The organism is Ensifer sp. R-19, assembly GCF_049905105.1.
Lineage (GTDB): Bacteria > Pseudomonadota > Alphaproteobacteria > Rhizobiales > Rhizobiaceae > Ensifer.
The window spans coordinates 1,279,841-1,294,631 of record NZ_CP184570.1; the positions used below are offsets into that span (position 1 = coordinate 1,279,841).

The 14,791-nt window shown below is 62.7% G+C and carries 12 protein-coding genes and 1 pseudogene; 9 read left to right on the plus strand and 4 right to left on the minus strand.

Features of this window, described 5'->3' with window-relative positions:
- Positions 1-19: 19 nt before the first annotated feature.
- From ACN9MO_RS25185 to ACN9MO_RS25220, 8 genes are all read left to right on the plus strand, one after another.
- The gene (locus tag ACN9MO_RS25185) at positions 20-1,891 is read left to right on the plus strand and encodes an SARP family transcriptional regulator (protein ID WP_113133810.1); all 1,872 of its coding nucleotides are present in this window, start codon (positions 20-22) and stop codon (positions 1,889-1,891) included.
- A gap of 32 nt (positions 1,892-1,923) precedes the next feature.
- Positions 1,924-2,145, plus strand: coding sequence for a hypothetical protein (locus ACN9MO_RS25190; protein WP_057251314.1), 222 nt, complete (start codon positions 1,924-1,926; stop codon positions 2,143-2,145).
- A gap of 72 nt (positions 2,146-2,217) precedes the next feature.
- A complete protein-coding gene (locus ACN9MO_RS25195) occupies positions 2,218-3,405 on the plus strand; it encodes a YcaO-like family protein (RefSeq protein ID WP_057251315.1) in 1,188 nt (395 codons plus the stop codon).
- The gene (locus ACN9MO_RS25200) at positions 3,402-4,127 is read left to right on the plus strand and encodes a TfuA-like protein (RefSeq protein WP_113133811.1); all 726 of its coding nucleotides are present in this window, start codon (positions 3,402-3,404) and stop codon (positions 4,125-4,127) included. The genes ACN9MO_RS25195 and ACN9MO_RS25200 overlap by 4 nt, the downstream gene beginning before the upstream one ends.
- A 120-nt stretch (positions 4,128-4,247) precedes the next feature.
- Entirely contained in the window at positions 4,248-4,484 is a 237-nt protein-coding gene (locus ACN9MO_RS25205; RefSeq protein ID WP_058328064.1) for a hypothetical protein, read from the plus strand.
- Positions 4,485-5,104: 620 nt separating this feature from the next.
- On the plus strand, positions 5,105-6,142 hold the full coding sequence (locus tag ACN9MO_RS25210; protein ID WP_425987141.1) for an isopenicillin N synthase family dioxygenase: 1,038 nt from the start codon (positions 5,105-5,107) through the stop codon (positions 6,140-6,142).
- A gap of 45 nt (positions 6,143-6,187) precedes the next feature.
- Positions 6,188-7,549, plus strand: a complete 1,362-nt coding sequence (locus ACN9MO_RS25215) for an O-acetylhomoserine aminocarboxypropyltransferase/cysteine synthase family protein (RefSeq protein ID WP_082615863.1) — start codon at positions 6,188-6,190, stop codon at positions 7,547-7,549.
- Between the two features lie 181 nt (positions 7,550-7,730).
- Complete coding sequence (locus ACN9MO_RS25220) at positions 7,731-8,756, plus strand: NADP-dependent oxidoreductase (protein WP_113133812.1); 1,026 nt, start codon at positions 7,731-7,733, stop codon at positions 8,754-8,756.
- A 20-nt stretch (positions 8,757-8,776) separates the two neighbouring features.
- On the opposite strand, the gene ACN9MO_RS25225 is transcribed toward ACN9MO_RS25220, so the two are convergent.
- The 4 genes and pseudogenes from ACN9MO_RS25225 to ACN9MO_RS25240 all read right to left on the minus strand — a co-directional run bounded on the left by ACN9MO_RS25225 (position 8,777) and on the right by ACN9MO_RS25240 (position 13,555).
- On the minus strand, positions 8,777-10,546 hold the full coding sequence (locus ACN9MO_RS25225) for a tetratricopeptide repeat protein (protein WP_113133813.1): 1,770 nt from the start codon (positions 10,544-10,546) through the stop codon (positions 8,777-8,779).
- 219 nt (positions 10,547-10,765) lie between these two features.
- Positions 10,766-11,041, minus strand: coding sequence for a hypothetical protein (locus tag ACN9MO_RS25230; protein ID WP_058324637.1), 276 nt, complete (start codon positions 11,039-11,041; stop codon positions 10,766-10,768).
- 459 nt (positions 11,042-11,500) lie between these two features.
- Positions 11,501-12,531: pseudogene (locus ACN9MO_RS25235) on the minus strand (HAD family hydrolase).
- A 58-nt stretch (positions 12,532-12,589) separates the two neighbouring features.
- On the minus strand, positions 12,590-13,555 hold the full coding sequence (locus ACN9MO_RS25240; RefSeq protein ID WP_113133814.1) for a formylglycine-generating enzyme family protein: 966 nt from the start codon (positions 13,553-13,555) through the stop codon (positions 12,590-12,592).
- Between the two features lie 258 nt (positions 13,556-13,813).
- Between ACN9MO_RS25240 and ACN9MO_RS25245 the strand changes: the two genes are divergently transcribed.
- Positions 13,814-14,785, plus strand: a complete 972-nt coding sequence (locus ACN9MO_RS25245) for an AAA family ATPase (RefSeq protein ID WP_112996883.1) — start codon at positions 13,814-13,816, stop codon at positions 14,783-14,785.
- The last annotated feature ends 6 nt before the right edge of the window (positions 14,786-14,791 follow it).

Here is a 14,791-nt window from a genome sequence, read left to right on the forward strand (position 1 = left end):
ACCCGACAGGAATGACCGGATGACATTCAGACTGCAGACCCTCGGGCGCTTGCGTCTCGTCGATAAGGACGGGCGCGAAGTGACGTTCCCGGAGAAGGGTCTGCTTATCCTTTGCTATCTGATCGTCGGCGGATATCGCGAACAATCGAGAAACGACATCGCCAAGCTGTTGTGGGACGAAGTCGTTCCCAGTCAGGCCTTCGTCAATCTGCGCAAGACGATCTCCCGGATTAGTGCACGGCAGGACGAACTCGGCTGTCATTTCCTGAGCTTCTCTCCATCGTCGGTCGGACTCGACGTCGATCGACTGCAGAGCGACCTGGACGAAATCAGTCGTGATCCGGGCGATGCGCTCAACCGCTTCCAACTGGCAGCAACGACATTCCAGGAGGACTTTCTCAAGGACCTGAAGTCCCAGGGGCAAGCGCTGCACGGCTGGATCGAACGGCAGCGCGGCGAACACATGACGCTCTTGCGCGAAAGTCTCATCGCAGCCGCGCCGGAAGCGGCGAAGAGTCATCGCAAGCTGGTCAAGGCCGCGGCAGCGCGGCTCCTCGAGCGCAATCCGCTCGACGAGGAGGTGCGCAAGATCCTGACCCAGGTGTTTCAGCTGGAAGGCAATCACCTGGAAGCGAGAGCACTTGCACACAGCAATGCGCCGGCCGTTCCGGCGATCGCGGAATGGCGGCCAGCCTCGACGATCTTTGCGCCGGCCTCCGAGGCGGCCGCGGACTTGCGTCCGCCGCGCGTCGTGCTGCTGCCGCCGAGCAACGGAGCGATCGACAGTCCCGCCACCCAGTTTGCTGGCGCCTTGATCGAGGACGTCACCATCGGCCTTTGCGCGCTTCGTTCGGTTTCGGTCATCGCCCCCTACACGGCCGCGCAGATCAGCCTCCAGGCCGACAAGGCAAACACCTACCAGAAGCACGCCATCAGCTACATCCTCGACACTCGCCTGACGGACGAGGGCAGCCGGCTGACGCTATTCACGCAGCTGATCTTTTTTGCCAATGACGAAGTGATCTGGGCTGACCGCTTCAACCTCGACGGCGACGGACTGATGACCTCCAGGCGAGAGATCGCACGCCAGATCGCCTATGCCATCGCCAGCCAGGTGGAACGCAACGAGGCGCATCGCAAGACCTACGAAACCAATGTCGGCTCCTATCGCAGCTTCCTACTGGGGCAGCGCTATCTCAAGCAGCTGAACCTTCCGGAAGTGCGGCGCGCTCGCAAGAGTTTCCGTGAATCGCTGTACGAGAATTCCGACTTTGCGCCGGCGATGAGCGGGCTGGCGCGCAGCTACTTCTTCGAGTGGCTGTTGACGGCGCGTGGTGACAGCGAGTTGCTGGCGCTTGCGGAAAGGCATGCGCGCGACGCGGTGGGGGCCGATGACACGCTGGCAACGGGCTATCGCGAGCTCGGTGTCGTCAAGCTCTATCTGAGACAATTCGATGAGAGCATGGAATACCATGACAAGGCGGAGGCGCTCAGCCCGCAGCATGCCAACGTGATCGCGAGCTATGCCGACACGCTGGTGCAGGCCTCGCGTCCGGAAGGTGGTCTACGCAAGATCCAGGCGGCACTCGACCTCAACCCGATCGCACCGGATGAATATTTCTGGACTGCAGCCGGCGCCAGCTATTCGCTTGGCCAGTACGAGCAGGCGATCGCCTATATCGAGCGTATGCGCGATCCGACGCCTGCAGACCGGTTGTCGGCGGCGAGTTGGGGCATGCTTGGCAACAGGAAAAAGGCCCGCCAATTCGTCCGCAAGACATTCGACGTACATCCGGATTTTGATCTCGACAAATGGATGGCCATCGTTCCCTTCAGGGAAGAGTGGCAGCGAGTCCACTATTGCGAGGGCCTGCGCAAGGCAGGTTTCTGACGTCTTCATTCAGCGAAAGCCAGGAGGGGTAAATGGCGAAAGTGGTGGTAATTGGCGTGGCGGGCGACGACAGGCTCTGGATGGCGGATCTGGACGCGGGAACGGTGACGCAAATTCCGACGCCGACGCAGGGGCCGCTGGCAGCGGCCAACGATCTGCGCGTCAACGGTGGCGCAACGGTGCACAAGGGCGTGAACCTCGCTGTGGTGGCGGCCTCGTCCGGTTCGGTTTCCGGCGGGTTCATGGACGGCTAGCGCCGACACGTGGCGCAAGTCACCGGAATTGATCGGCCGTCGGATGATTGCTTCGGTTATCCGACGGCCGGTATGCTTTCATACAGCGATCGTGCCTGTCCGTCCGAAGAGACCCTTCGGCGCATCGAGCCGCTTTTGCCGACATTCGGCGTCAGCAGGCTTGCGCGCCTGACCGGGCTCGACAAGATCGGGATCCCGGTCTGGAGCGCCATATCCCCGAACGCGCGGTCGATCGTCATCAATCAAGGAAAAGGCATCACCGACAACGACGCCAAGGTTTCGGCCGCCATGGAGGCGATCGAACGCGCCGTTGCCTGCGCGCCGGCAGTGCCGACCAGAATGGCGACGCGGCGGGCATTGTGCGAAAGCGGCGATCGGGCGTTGACGCTTCCCGGTCTGGTCGCGACGGGCGAGCCCGATCTCGGCGACGATGAGACGGTCGCCTGGCTTCGCGGATTCGATCTCGCAGACGGAACTACCACATGGGCGCCGCTTCATGCGACCACCCTCGACCGAACCATCGAGGGCTGCCGATACTGGCAATCCTCCGATGGCCTTGCCTCCGGCAACACCGAGACCGAAGCCATCCTGCATGGCTTGCTCGAGCGGATCGAGCGCGACGCCGAAACGCTCTGGCGCCTGCTGCCGCTAAGCGGAAAGCTCGCGACGTGCATTGATCCGGCATCGTTCGAGGACCCGCTCCTCGACCAGATGGCGCGGCAGATCACGGCTTGCGGCCTGAACCTGCGTCTCTTCGACATGACCAGCGACGTCGCCGTCCCCTGTTATGCGGCGACACTTGCCGATGCTGGCATTCTGACCGCGCGGCAACCTCGGTACCACGACGTGACAATCGGCCACGGTGCGCACCTGGTGGCGCGCAGAGCCGCCATCCGCGCCGTGACGGAGGCGGCCCAGTCAAGGCTCACCTATATCAGCGGCGCCCGCGACGACGTCTTTCCCGAGACCTTTATCCGCCCCCTTCCGGGCGAGACGCGGCGCCTGTTCGAGGCGGTCCCGCAACGGAAAACGACGATCCCCACAGGTGCCGAGGGCGGACTGCCCGCGCTGCTGCGCTTCTTGATGCAGCGGCTCAGGGAGGCGCGTATCCGCTCGGTTGTGGTCGTACCGCTGGTGGAAGAAGGGGCCGTGCCGTTCTCTGCCGTCAAGGTTCTCGTTCCGGGCCTGGAAAACCCCGATGGGCTGCGCAAGCGCCGTTTCGGAGAGCGGGCGCTGGCACGCGCACTGGAGGTCGGATGAAGATCGTCTTCGTCGGGCCGACCCTGCCGGACGCGCGCCGCGTTGCGGGCGCCGCCATCACGCTCCAGCCGCCTGCCATGCAGGGCGACATTCTCCGCGCGACCGAGCGTGGTGCAACGGCTATCGGTCTGATCGACGGCAACTTTGAACAGGTCGCGCCGGTCTGGCACAAGGAGATCCTCTACGCACTGACGCAAGGCGTTCAGGTTTTCGGGGCAGCCAGCATGGGCGCGCTTCGCGCTGCCGAATGCGCTCCCTTCGGCATGACGGGCATCGGCGAGATCTATCGGCAATATGCGCAAGGCGAGCGAGTGGACGATGCCGATGTCGCCCTGATCCATAGTCCGGCTGAGCTTGGATACCTGCCGCTGACCTTGCCGCTCGTCAATGTGGACGTGACCCTCAGACGCCTGGCGGATCGCCAGCTGCTTTCTGTTGAAGCGGTGGCGGCGGTCCGCGCCGCGGCAGCCGGCGTCTTCTACAAGGAGCGCACCTGGGCCGCGGTTGTCGAGCGCGCGCGCCTTCCCGCCGGAACAGACCGCACGTGTCTCGCAGATCTGCTTGCCGTCGAATTCGTCGATCAGAAACGTATCGATGCGCTGCTTCTGCTCGACGCACTGCACAACGCGCCGAACCAACGAACGGTTGTGGTGCGAGACTGGGAATTCAATTCTACCAGCATGTGGAAGAGGTTGTCCGGTCAACCTGACGCCTCATCTTAAGCGCGCGGTTTTCCCATACAACGTGTGTCACGCTCATGTCACGCGCACTGCCGCGCAGTCACGCTATGATTGGTCACGCTGAACTGGATCTGGCTGATCCATAGGGAGCTGGGGAAAATCATGCTGTCTTCATTTGCTGTACCGGTGGAACCGGAAGACAAGGAGAAGGAGCTACTGGCATTGGCTCGCCTTGTCACCTATGCGCGAGACTCCGCCAAGACCCTCAATGTCGAAGGTGTGCAATACTGTCTCGAGCTGGCGCTCGCATCGCTGCTCAAGGAGGCAGAGGAATGCGGAGACAAGCGCGCACATCTGACCAACGAACTGCTGACGCGACCGAGCCTCGGCCGCTGCTGAGGCCAGCAAGTTCGGGTGTTCTGCGTCCAGAATTGCGCAGCCGTGAAGGATCGTCCTCCGTCTTCCGGAACGATGGAATGATCTGATCAACCCAATCGTTACAACGCCCTGTTTTGCAGAAAAGCAAAACGGGGCTTTTCATTTTCCGCCTGCAAGCGAGTTCGCCTGCTGCGATGTGCACGGCGCGGCTTAAGGTGACGGCATTGCAGCTCCGCCGCTGCGTCACCGGGCAGTCGTCGGTATTTCAATTTCCACGCGAGGGCACGCTCGCCAGGGCGAGATGGAAGGGGACGGACGGAATTTCCCCGGAACCTCGGCCCGTTCGAATGTTTGCTTCGCCTGACGCTCAGAATTTAGTCCATAATTTCCATAGATATTATTGAATAATCAGCGCCGCCGGTTAGGCTTGAACCACTCGACACAAGCGGGGATGCCATGAGCCAACGCCGTTCAACGACCAGCGTTTTGTCGCGCAGCACCCCCTTGCGGCCAATAGGCACTGCGGCTGCTGCCGCATCCGCCGGCCTCACCCGAAGTCCTTCGATGTGCCCCTGCTCGCTCCGCTTAATCCGCGGGTTTCGGCAGCCAGCGGCACGCCTAACGAAACAACGGAGACGATCTTGAGCCAGACCACCCCTACCCTACCCGTCCTCGACCTTTCGCGCTTTGCGGCGGGCCACCCCGAGCGGGCGACGGCGCTCGACGAATTGCGCAGCGTTGCCCGCTCGGTGGGCTTCTTCTATCTCGAAGGCCACGGGATTCCGCAGGAACAGATCGACGGTATCCTTTCGCTTTCGCGGCGTTTCTTCGCACTGTCTGAGGATGACAAGCTGGCAATCGAGATGCGCAAGTCGCCGCATTTTCGCGGCTACAATCGCGCCGGGCTCGAATATACCCGCGGCACCCAGGACTGGCGCGAACAGGTCGATTTCGGCCCCGAGCGCCAGAGCCTTGAGGTCAAGCCCGAGGATGCGCCGTGGAAGCGGCTGATCGGCCCCAACCAGTTCCCGGAAGCCCTGCCCGAGTTGAAGCCGGCGATCCTCGCCTACATTGACGCCGTCACCGGGCTCGGCATCCGCCTGATCGAGATTTTCTCCGAAGCGCTCGGCCAGCAGCCAGATGTCTTCGGGCCGATCTACCGCGATGGCCCCAACCAGCTCCTGAAGATCATCCGCTATCCCGGCCGCGACAAGACGGAAAGCGACCAGGGGGTGGGCGCCCACAAGGACGGCGGTTTCGTCACCATCCTGCTGCAGGACGTGGTCGGCGGTTTGCAGGTCGATGACGGCAAGGGCGGCTGGATCGACGCGCAGCCGAAGCGCGGCACCTTCGTCATCAATGTCGGCGAACTCCTGGAACTGGCGTCGAACGGCTATCTGCTCGCCAATATCCACCGGGTGGTTACGCCACCTGCAGGCGGCGACCGGCTTTCCGTCGCCTTCTTCCTCGGCGCCAACCTCGCCTCCACCATCCCGGTGCTCGACCTGCCGCCGGCGCTTGCGGCCGAGGTCCGCGGCGTCACCCAGGATCCGCAGAACCCGCTCTTCCACGAGGTCGGCCGCAACGTGCTGAAATCCCGGCTGCGCTCGCACCCCGATGTCGCCGCCGAGCACCATGCAGACCTGCTGGAGCAGCAGAAGGCGGCCGTGCCCGCCTGATTGACCGGACAGCGCCGATCAACCTGAGAACCAAGGAGAAATGGCATGACGATCCATCAGAAGCCGGAAGAACCAGCAGCCGAGATCAAGGCACCGACAGGGCTGCGCGAGCCCGGCGGACGGCTGCATCCGGAAACGCTGGCGCTCCATGGCGGCAGCTATCGCTTCGATCCGGCAAGCGGCGCCGTCGCCGTTCCGATCTATCAGACGACCTCCTATCAGCTGCCGGGCACCGATGGCGCCGACAAGCTCTTTGCGCTGGAGGCTCCCGGGCATCTCTACACCCGTGTCTCCAATCCGACCCAGGATGCGTTCGAGCAGCGGCTGGCGGAAATCGAAGGTGGCGCAGCAGCACTGGCGCTCGGTTCCGGCCAAGCGGCATCGGCCTTCGCGCTGCTGAACCTTGCCCGTGCCGGCGACAACATCGTCAGCGCCGCCGGCCTCTATGGCGGCACCTGGGCGCTCTTTGCCGCGACCCTCAAAAGCTTCGGCATCGAGGTGCGCTTCGTCGATGCCGCCGACCCGGGGGCCTTTGCCCGGGCAACGGACGACAGGACGCGCGCCTACTATGCCGAGTCCCTGCCGAACCCGAAGCTCGAGGTCTTTCCGATCGCCGAAGTGGCCGAAGTCGGCTTGCGCTTCGGCATTCCGCTGATCGTCGACAACACGGCCGCACCGCTGACGATCCGCCCCTTCGATCACGGCGCCGCAGTGGTCGTCTACTCCACGACGAAATATATCGGCGGTCACGGCACTTCGATCGGCGGCGCGATCATCGACAGTGGCCGCTTCCCCTGGCACGACCATGAGACGCGGCACCCGAACCTGCATGAGCCGGACCCGAGCTACCAGGGCAAGACCTGGCTCGAAAAGGCCGAGGCGATCGCCTTCCATCCCTATATTCTGCGCGCCCGCGCGGTGCTTTTGCGCGACCTCGGCGCCGCCATCAGTCCGTTGAACGCATTCCAGTTCATCCAGGGCCTGGAGACGCTGCCGCTCAGAATCCGCCAGCATAACGAGAATGCGATCAAGGTGGCCGAGTTCCTCCGCACCCACCCGAAAGTGGCGCGCGTGATCTTTCCAAAATTCCAGAAGGGCGAAGCGAAGGCTCGCGCCGAGAAGTATCTCCGGAATGGACACTATGGAGCCCTGGTCGGCTTCGAACTGAAGGATGGACGAGAGGCGGGACGCCGTCTCATCGACGGGCTGAAGCTGCTCTACCACGTCGCCAATATCGGCGACGCGCGCTCGCTTGCCATCCACCCGGCGACGACGACGCATTCGCAGCTTACCGAGGACGACCAGCTGAAGACCGGCGTAACACCGGGCTATGTCCGGCTCTCGATCGGCATCGAGCATCCGGACGATATTATCGCCGACATCAAGCAGGCGATTGACGCCGCCTGATCGAACGCTTTTGCGGGAGTTGCCGCGGGCTCGCCCTTTAGGGCCGGGCCCGCGGCGCCATTTTGGCGTCCGAACGCGCCGGTAGGCCTCCGTTCGGTTTCATGCCGCAACATGCTCTAATCGAGCGTCCGTCGGATGGCACCCCGGCGCAGATCCGGCCATGCATAAGGAAGGAAAGACAATGAGCACGAACACCCAGGTTCTGCTGGCCGCCCGGCCATCGGGGCGACCGACGCCGAGCGACTTCCGCATCGTCGAGACGGCAATCCCGGAGCCGGCCGAAGGCGAGGTTCTGCTCAAGGTCCTCTATCTCTCGCTCGATCCCTACATGCGCGGGCGCATGAACGCCGGCCGGTCCTATGCCAAGCCGGTGGAGATTGGCGCGGTCATGGAGGGCGGCACTGTCGCTCGCGTCGTGCGCTCACGCCACCCGGATTTCAGCGACGGTGATTTCGTGCTCTCCCATTCCGGCTGGCAGAGCTATGCCCTGTCGCGCGGTGCGGACCTGCGCAAGCTCGATCCCTCGGCGGCACCTCTGTCGACCGCGCTCGGCATTCTCGGCATGCCCGGTTTCACCGCCTATGCAGGACTGCTGACGATCGGCAAGCCGAAGCCGGGCGAGACAGTCGTCGTGGCCGCCGCAAGCGGCGCCGTCGGCTCGGCCGTCGGCCAGATCGCCCGCATCAAGGGCGCGCGCGCGGTCGGCATCGCGGGCGGTGCGGACAAGTGCGCTTTCGTTCGCGACGTGCTCGGCTTCGATGCGGTGATCGATCACCGCGCTCCGGATTTCGCCGAGCAACTCGCCGCCGCGTGCCCCAAAGGCATCGACGTCTATTTCGAGAATGTCGGCGGCCATGTCTGGGACGCGGTGTTTCCGCTGCTGAACGACTTCGCCCGCGTGCCCGTTTGCGGCCTGATTGCGCAATACAACCAGGCCGGCGGTCCGCAAGCTGGTGGCGACAGGCTGCCGGGCGTCATGCGGGAAGTTCTGAGCAGGAGCCTGCTGATCAGGGGCTTCATCCAGCGCGAATTCGCCGATCAGCGTCCGGTTTTCTACCAGGAGATGGCAGGCTGGATCGCCAGCGGCGAGGTTCGCTACAAGGAGGACGTTGTCGATGGCATCGAGAACGCCCCGAATGCCTTCATCGGGCTCCTCGAAGGCCGCAACTTCGGCAAGCTGGTCGTGCGGGTGGCCGCCGAGAACTGAAAACCACGCCTCGCAAGCGATCAGTGCAGGCTGGCGAGGCGGACGCCGGCCTTGCCAAGACCATCATCGAGAAGCGCGATCAGTTCGGGCGTGTAACCACGCGCGGCGAGTTCGCTCTCAATCGATCGCATCGAGCCAGCCTTGTTCCGCTGTAAGCCGTCAAGGGCACTCGTGGCCTCTCTCGTCAGGCCGAGTTGACCTGCCGCCGCCATCCGCAGGAGGTTGACGGCAGTGTCGGCGGGATTGGCGAGCTGGCGCGCACGCGTCAGTGCTTCGCGATATTTGCCGTTTCGGTAGTCTTCGAGCGCCAGCGTGAGCGCCGCGTCGTGGTGCACATATTCGCAGCCCACTTCCGCCACCCGCGCAAGACTCACGCCCTCCGAATATTGCCCGCTGACGAAGAGCAGCAGGCCGAGCCGAGCGGGAATGGCATCATCGAGCGGATTGAGCGCAACGGCGCGGCGACCGGACATGAACGCGGCCTCGGTGTCGCCTGAGGCGAAGCGCGCCTGCATCTGAGCGATGTAGCTCTGGCTCGATTGCGGTGCGAGAGCCACGGCCTTGTCCGCGAGCTTCACCGCCCGCGCCGCCACCGTCGGCGAGGCGCTTGCCTCGCCGGTCGCCACCAGCACCGTGGCCAGGCCGGCAAGGACGTCAGGGTCTGTCGCCTGATAGGTCACCGATTGCTCCAGGCAGGCATGTGCCGAAGCCAATCCTTCCGGGTCGATCCGCGCCAGCGCGACATCGGCAAGAAGCACGCAACCGTGGCCGATCGACGGTGACACGAGCTGCCGCGCCGCCTCCAGGCTGACGATGACACCTTCTTCGCCGGCGAGCGATCGGGCAAGCCGAGCCAGCAGTTTTTCCTGAACTGCTCGTGCGTCACCGCTGTCGATATCGGCTTTCGCCGTACCCGCTCGGAGCGCCTCATTGCTTTGCGCATCGACAACCTGCCACGAGATCTGATGCTCCTTGACGTCAGCGCTGAAAGCGACCGAGAGCCGGTACTCCTTGCTTCCCTGCAGCTTCACCGGCGGTGCCGACGCGACCCAGCCGGTGACCGATGCAACATCGACACCCGGCGCCGGCGCTTGCGCCAAAGTGCGCACCGCGGAGAACTGCGACAGCGCGTGGACCAGATAGTCGCCCGCCCTCCTCTGCTCTTCGGCACCGGCTCCGCTGGCCGCCGGAACGTCGATGACGATCGTCGGCTTGGCGGAAAGCACCGGTTGCCACGGGAGGCGCTCGACGACGGAGAGATAGAAGGCTCCAGCCATTACCGCGGTCCCTGCGACAGCGACGGCGATCAGACCGAACGGCCGACGCTTCGGCTGGACGATGGCGGGAGCGACATCGACCAGTTCCTCCGGCTCACTCGCCGTCTCCTTGAGAGCCGTCGCGATTTCCGACGGGTCCGGTGAGCGGTCGCTCACCACGAAATGCGGAACGTAATTGCCCTTGGGAAGCTCGATGCGAAGCCCCGCCTTATCGCCGACGGTCTCGTAATATTGCGTCAGCGCGGCGCGCAGGCGCGAAGCTTCAACACGCACGATCGGATCGGTTGCCGGATCAAAGGAAGCCGGCCGACCGAAAACGTCGATCGCGATGGTATAGGCTTTGACCTGCCCCGAGCGCCCAGCGAAGAATTCATCGACCAGGTAGCGCAGGAGTTTCCGGTGGCGCTCAGTCGCATGAAACTGACTATCGGCAAGAATACGATCAAGTGCAGGGCGTGCGTCACATTCGGCAACGGCACAATGCGCTGCTTGACCCGCATTTCTGGCTTCCATGATGCGCTCCCAACTGCCCACAACCTCAAAGAGAGTGCAAACGCGAGACGAACTCTAGACGAGAGCCGCAGTGGCGAAAAGAAAAATATTGCGCCATCACAAAACATTTTCACGAAGGAAATGAGTCATTTCAAAATAGAGCAAGAACCAATCGAAAATCCCATAGAATTTTCACGGGATTTACATGAAATGAATGAACCCGATAAGGCTATTTGTTAATCACAATGGACTAGGTTCGCGGCCTGAATCGATGATACAGATGGAAATTACCTCTTCTTCGATCTCGCGACAGATCAATTCATACTCCGAGATCATCGAATGATCCAGCGGATCGAGCTTACGTTGCCGGTCGAGCATGGAGCTCGCCTCTTCATAGGCCTCGCAGAGGTTGGAAAGAGAAAGGTTCTTGACGCTCAGCAGTTGCAGTTGGCCGCGCAACGCCGGAAGCTTCAGCATGAGCTTCAGAAGTCCGCGCTGTACGGCCGCGTTGGGCATTGTTTCCTACCCGCCTGATCGACAATCGATGACCTTGCCGCCGGCCCGATACGCTGGCGCACCATTTCTCAAGGATCATTTTCTCCGGGACCGTGACGACACATCAGCCCGCCCAGCGCTCAACCAAAACTGGCAGCCGGACCGGACCTCTCCCTCGGTGGTTAACGTGACAACAGACGCTCCGTTTCGGAAGTACGTAACAGTAACTTTGCCCCGATAGTCTTGACGCCGACGATATGATCGTCCGAGTTCGTCCCTGGATACGACAAGCTTTATGCCTCCGCAGGTCCCGGTATCGCCAAGGCGATCCCTATCGATGACAGACCGGTTTGGACGCCTTTGTCGAACCGTAGGTCATCGTCTCCGGAACTCCTCAAAGACTAGAATCCGTCGGCCGGAACGTCGCAGGCAAAGTCGACCTACATGGGCGCGCAACCAAAGTGGCTGATGGTCCGCTCCTTACTTGTCGAAAGTATAGATCTTGCGCCAGTCCTGTTTCATATCGACCAGCAGCCAGTTTCTCTGTTCGGATTCGGTCAGCGCCTTGTCCAGCTTGCCGACGGGCGATTGCCGGTCATAGGCCCATTCGCGCTCGCCGTCCGTATGGTGCACGATCAGGCCGAAGCGTGGACCGGAGCCCGCTGTTACCCAGCGCAGCATCTCATAGTCGCCGTCGGAGTTGCCGGCCGCAAAGATCGGCCGCCGGCCAATGAACGTGTTGATGCCGACGGGTTTGCCCGGGCCGTCGTCGATGAAGTCGATCTTGGGCTCGCGTGTCAGCACCGGCGTATCGCCATCGAGGTCATACTTCGTCGTGATGCTGCTGCCGACGACCTGTTCGGGCGGGATGCCGTACATCTGTTCGGTCATCGGCCGCATGAATTCGATGCCGCCGCCGGAGACGATGTAGGTCTTGAAACCGTTTGCCCGGAGATAATCGAGCAGCTCGCGCATCGGCAGATAGGTGATCTCGTTGTAGGGACGGTTGAAGCGCGGATGTTTGGCGGTCGCAAACCAGTCCTTGACCGTCTTGGTAAACGCATCCGTCGCCATGCCGGCATGGGTCGCCATCACGAGTTCGACGATGCCTTCTCGCCCGAGGCGGCGACGGCCGCCATATCGCCCTTGAGCAGCGATGCGAATGGCTCCTTGTCCTTCCACTCCGGATGTTCCGGCGCCATCGCCTTGACGCGATCCACAGCGAACATGCCCTGGAAATAGTTCGGCTGCTCGGTCCAGAGCGTGCCGTCATTGTCGAAGACGGCGATCCGTTCCTCCGGCGCCACGAAGTCCGCTCCGTTCTCGCTGGTCACGCGGGTGACGAAATCGACGATGGTCGACTTCGCCTCGCCCTCGTTCCAGGACGGAAGATTGTCGGCCGGCGCATCGGCCGCGACGACGGCAGCCGGAGCAGCGAACGCCGTGGAAAGCAGGAACAGGAGACAGACGAGCCGCGAGCGGTACCCGCTTGGCACCGAGTTGGATCGCATCGCTGTTGCCCTCATCACGCATCCTCCTTGCGGGAACGATTTGAAGCCTCTGGCAGGGTCAGGGCCGCCGAATACAGCGGAACCCGATATGGGTGGTCGCCGCGTTTTCCTCATGCGCATGGCGCGCCGCCGGCCGGTAGCGGCGGCAATAGTTGGGCGCGCAGAGATGCGAGCCGCCCTTCACCACCCGGCGGGCGATGTGGATCGTCGGTTGTCTCGGATCGAAGCTTGCTTCCCTGTCGCCGCCGCGCGGATTGGAAGGGATACAGCAGCTCTTTTGCGCCGGCGCCGGATGCTTGGTCGACCAGAAGTCGCTCGTCCATTCCCAGACATTGCCGATCATGTCGTAGAGGCCGTAGCCGTTCGGTGGGAAACTTGCGACCGGCGAGGTCCGTTCAAAGCCGTCGGGTCTGAGATTTTCCGTCGGGAACATGCCATGCCAGGTGTTCGCCATGAACCGTCCCTCCGGCACCAGTTCGTCACCCCAGGCAAATTCCGCGCCCTCAAGCCCGCCCTTTGCCGCGAACTCCCATTCTGCCTCCGTCGGCAAGTCCTTGCCCGCCCATTCCGCATAGGCCCTGGCATCCAGATAGGAGACCTGGACGACCGGATGATCGAACTTGCCGCGGATATTGCTCTGCCGCCCATAGGGCCGCCGCCAACCGGCACCGAACTTGAAGTTCCACCATTGCGACGGGCTGTTGCTGGTAACCCGCTTCGGCGGATCGAAGATCACCGAGCCGGCGCGCATCATCTCCGGCAGGGCGCCGGGATAATCCTTGGGGTCCGGGGTCTTCTCCGCCTCGGTGACGTAGCCTGTCGCCTCGACGAATGCGGCAAACTGCCGGTTGGTCACCGGCGCCACGTCGATCCAGAAGCCGTCCACTTTGACCGGATGCGCCGGCGCTTCCTCCGGATAGTGCTTGTCCGACCCCATGACGAAGGTGCCACCTTCGATCCAGATCGGCTCGCGCGCGCTGATTGCTGCCGGCGTTTCGTTCGGTATCTTCGGCGAACCTTGCATGCGGTTTCCATCTCCCGAAGGTGGCGGGTTCGACCACCAAACCGGTCCAAGCTAACGCCATTCCTCGCCGGCCCAAAGTACGTAACCGTTACGATGGCAAACAAAACCTCGTGGCCACGATGAAAATCGGCCAAATGTGGTCCTTGCGGGGGTCTTCGTTACTGTTACGTTCTTTCCAATTGGCCTGATTTAACAATAAGCTCTGCCAAAATTTCATGATGACCGATGCTGCCGGAGAGGCAGAGGGAGCAGGAATTCATGGGTGCACGCGACGATATCGAGCAACTCGGCAAGCGCATCGGCGAAGCGATCATCGGCCAGGAAGGCATGATCGAGCGGTTGCTGCTGGGCTTGCTTAGCAACGGCCACTTGCTCGTCGAAGGCCTGCCGGGGCTCGCCAAGACCCGGGCCATCAAGAGCATGGCGAAGAACCTCGACGCGGAGCTGTCGCGCATCCAGTTCACCCCCGACCTCCTGCCCGCCGACATCACCGGGTCGGAGATCTATTTTTCCGACGGCGGCAAAGGCGAGTTTCGTTTTCAGGAAGGCCCTATCTTCGCCAACCTCATCCTCGCGGACGAGGTGAACCGTGCGCCGGCGAAGGTGCAATCGGCCCTGCTCGAGGCGATGGAGGAGCGCCAAGTCACCATCGGTGGCAAGAGCCACACGCTGCCGGATCTGTTTCTGGTGATGGCGACCCAGAACCCGATCGAGCAGGAAGGCACCTATCCCCTGCCCGAGGCACAGCTCGACCGCTTCCTCATGCATATCCAGGTGGATTATCCCGACGCCGCGTCGGAAGCCGACATCATGCGGCTCGTACGTTCCGAGGAAATCCACGCGAAATCCAACAATCACGCGACGGAAAAACTCGCCCAAGATGCTGTGTTTACCGCGCGCCAGGAGATCTCGGCGATCACCGTTTCAGAGGCAATCGAGAACTACATCGTCGCGCTCGTCATGGCGACCCGCTACCCCGACAAGGTCGACAAGGATCTCGCCAAATGGCTGCAGGTCGGCGTCAGCCCGCGCGGTGTCATCGGTCTCGACAAGGTCTCGCGAGCCCACGCCTGGCTGAACGGCCGCGACTTCGTGACCCCCGACGATGTGCAGGCCACCGTGCACGACGTCTTTCGCCACCGGCTGGTGCTTTCCTACGAAGCACATGCCGGCGGCACCACCGCCAACCAGGTAATCGACCGTATCGTCGAACTCGTCGCGGTCGCCTGAGGATGG